We start from the raw sequence: 3,584 nt of genomic DNA, 5'->3' as shown, positions 1-3,584 counted from the left end.
TTTGGGTTCTGGTTGGGTTCTTCGGTGGGCCGCATGATGCTGGGAGCGTTGTTCCCGGGGGAGTGTGGTGCCGATCGTATGTTGAGAACTACACAGTGGACGCGAGCATCTTAGATCGCTCGGAACGATGATGACCTTCGGGTTGTCGTTGTTGTGAGTCGATCGCAATTTTAATCTTTGTGGTCAAGTTTCTAAGAGCAAACGGTGGATGCCTTGGCATCTGGAGCCGAAGAAGGACGTAGAAATCTGCGATAAGCCTCGGGGAGCTGATAATCGAGCTGTGAGCCGAGGATTTCCGAATGGGGAAACCCCGCTGGGCGCTTTTGTGACCTGGTGACTCCCGCCTGAATATATAGGGCGGGTAGAGGGAACGTGGGGAAGTGAAACATCTCAGTACCCACAGGAAGAGAAAACAACATGTGATTCCGTGAGTAGTGGCGAGCGAAAGCGGATGAGGCTAAACCGATCATGTGTGATAGCCGGCGGGCGTTGCATGGTCGGGGTTGTGGGACACGTCGCTCAGTTCTGCCGGACTGGGGCGGTTACAGCGCATCATAGTCGAACCGGTTTGAAAGCCGGGCCGTAGTGGGTGCCAGCCCCGTAGACGAAATGGTGTTATGGCCGGATGTGTATCCCAAGTAGCACGGGGCCCGAGAAATCCCGTGTGAATCTGTCAGGACCACCTGATAAGCCTAAATACTCCCAGATGACCGATAGCGGACAAGTACCGTGAGGGAAAGGTGAAAAGTACCCCGGGAGGGGAGTGAAATAGTACCTGAAACCGTTTGCTTACAAACCGTCGGAGCCTCCTTGTAGGGGTGACGGCGTGCCTTTTGAAGAATGAGCCTGCGAGTTAGTGATATGTGGCGAGGTTAACCCGTGTGGGGCAGCCGTAGCGAAAGCGAGTCTGAATAGGGCGTTTCAGTCGCATGTCCTAGACCCGAAGCGAAGTGATCTATCCATGGCCAGGTTGAAGCGACGGTAAGACGTCGTGGAGGACCGAACCCACTTCAGTTGAAAATGGAGGGGATGAGCTGTGGATAGGGGTGAAAGGCCAATCAAACTTCGTGATAGCTGGTTCTCTCCGAAATGCATTTAGGTGCAGCGTTGCGTGTTTCTCGCCGGAGGTAGAGCTACTGGATGGCCGATGGGCCTCAACAGGTTACTGACGTCAGCCAAACTCCGAATGCCGGTGAGTGAGAGCGCAGCAGTGAGACGGTGGGGGATAAGCTTCATCGTCGAGAGGGAAACAACCCAGACTACCAACTAAGGCCCCTAAGCGTGTGCTAAGTGGGAAAGGATGTGGAGTTGCATAGACAACCAGGAGGTTGGCTTAGAAGCAGCCACCCTTGAAAGAGTGCGTAATAGCTCACTGGTCAAGTGATTCCGCGCCGACAATGTAACGGGGCTCAAGCACACCGCCGAAGTTGTAGATTTCGCACACTCGATAAGCCTTCGTGGTTCAGTCGTGCGGAGTGGTAGGAGAGCGTCGTGTGGCGAGTGAAGCGGCGGAGTGATCCAGCCGTGGACGCTACACGAGTGAGAATGCAGGCATGAGTAGCGAAAGACGGGTGAGAAACCCGTCCTCCGAAAGACCAAGGGTTCCAGGGCCAGGTTAATCCGCCCTGGGTAAGTCGGGACCTAAGGCGAGGCCGACAGGCGTAGTCGATGGACAACGGGTTGATATTCCCGTACCGGCGAACAACCGCCCAAGCTAATCCAGTGGTGCTAAGAGTCCTAACCCGTGTTGACCGGATCCCTTCGGGGTGATGGCGTGCGGTCTAACGCTCGACCCCATGCTGGTGCGGTTAGCGTATGAACAGGTGTGACGCAGGAAGGTAGCTGAGCCAGGCGATGGTATCCGTAAGGTGATCCTGGTGTAAGGATGTAGGGCTGACGATAGGCAAATCCGTCGTCTGTATGCCTGAGATCCGACGCGTACCCGTAAGGGGAAATCAGTGATCCTATGCTGCCGAGAAAAGCATCGACGCGAGGTTGCAGCCGCCCGTACCCGAAACCGACTCAGGTGGTCAGGTAGAGAATACCAAGGAGATCGAGAGAATCGTGGTTAAGGAACTCGGCAAAATGCCCCCGTAACTTCGGGAGAAGGGGGGCCGGACACGTGATGCGGACTTGCTCCGCTGAGCGTTGAAGGCCGCAGAGACCAGTGGGAAGCGACTGTTTACTAAAAACACAGGTCCGTGCGAAGTCGCAAGACGATGTATACGGACTGACGCCTGCCCGGTGCTGGAAGGTTAAGAGGAAGGGTTAGCCTTTGGGCGAAGCTCTGAATTTAAGCCCCAGTAAACGGCGGTGGTAACTATAACCATCCTAAGGTAGCGAAATTCCTTGTCGGGTAAGTTCCGACCTGCACGAATGGCGTAACGACTTCCCAGCTGTCTCAACCGCGAACTCGGCGAAATTGCACTACGAGTAAAGATGCTCGTTACGCGCAGCAGGACGGAAAGACCCCGTGACCTTTACTACAGCTTGGTATTGGTGTTCGGTGTGGCTTGTGTAGGATAGGTGGGAGACTGTGAAGCGGGCACGCTAGTGTTCGTGGAGTCGTTGTTGAAATACCACTCTGGTCACTCTGGATGTCTAACGTAGGACCCTGATCGGGTTCATGGACAGTGCCTGGTGGGTAGTTTAACTGGGGCGGTTGCCTCCCAAAGAGTAACGGAGGCGCCCAAAGGTTCCCTCAACCTGGTTGGCAATCAGGTGGCGAGTGTAAGTGCACAAGGGAGCTTGACTGTGAGACTGACAGGTCGAGCAGGGACGAAAGTCGGGACTAGTGATCCGGCAGTGGCTTGTGGAAGCGCTGTCGCTCAACGGATAAAAGGTACCTCGGGGATAACAGGCTGATCTTGCCCAAGAGTCCATATCGACGGCATGGTTTGGCACCTCGATGTCGGCTCGTCGCATCCTGGGGCTGGAGTAGGTCCCAAGGGTTGGGCTGTTCGCCCATTAAAGCGGTACGCGAGCTGGGTTTAGAACGTCGTGAGACAGTTCGGTCCCTATCCGCTGCGCGCGTTGGAAATTTGAGAAGATCTATCCCTAGTACGAGAGGACCGGGATGGACGAACCTCTGGTGTGTCAGTTGTTCTGCCAAGGGCACCGCTGATTAGCTACGTTCGGACCGGATAACCGCTGAAAGCATCTAAGCGGGAAGCCGTCTTCGAGATGAGATTTCCATGCACCTTGAGTGTGAGAGGCTCCCAGCAGACTACTGGGTTGATAGGCCGGATGTGGAAGCGGGGACTAACGACCCGTGGAGCTGACCGGTACTAATAAGCCGAAGACTTGACAACACAACTATTTCCCACACTTCGGTGTGGGGCTCGCGTCCACTTTGTGGTTCCCGACAGACGATCGGGAACAAGAAACTGAACACCGCGCTGTGCTCGAATAGGAGCGCCCGCGGAACAGCTTTCGAACTTCCAAGCGATTGGGTCGAAGGTGTTCCGGTGGTCATAGCGAGAGGGAAACGCCCGGTCACATTCCGAACCCGGAAGCTAAGCCTCTCAGCGCCGATGGTACTGCAAGGGGGACCTTGTGGGAGAGTAGGACGCCGCCGGACTCAA

The 3,584-nt window shown here is 55.5% G+C and carries 2 rRNA genes; both read left to right on the top strand.

Features of this window, described 5'->3' with window-relative positions:
• Positions 1 to 181: 181 nt before the first annotated feature.
• Positions 182 to 3,311, top strand: a 23S ribosomal RNA gene (locus tag WFH25_RS19225).
• 152 nt (positions 3,312 to 3,463) lie between these two features.
• A 5S ribosomal RNA gene (rrf, locus tag WFH25_RS19220) occupies positions 3,464 to 3,580 on the top strand.
• Positions 3,581 to 3,584 lie beyond the last annotated feature (4 nt).

The sequence above is a fragment of the Curtobacterium sp. USHLN213 genome (genome assembly GCF_037144815.1).
GTDB lineage: Bacteria > Actinomycetota > Actinomycetes > Actinomycetales > Microbacteriaceae > Curtobacterium.
The sequence above is the reverse complement of the archived record's forward strand: the minus strand, read 5'-3'. Positions and strand labels throughout refer to the sequence as shown.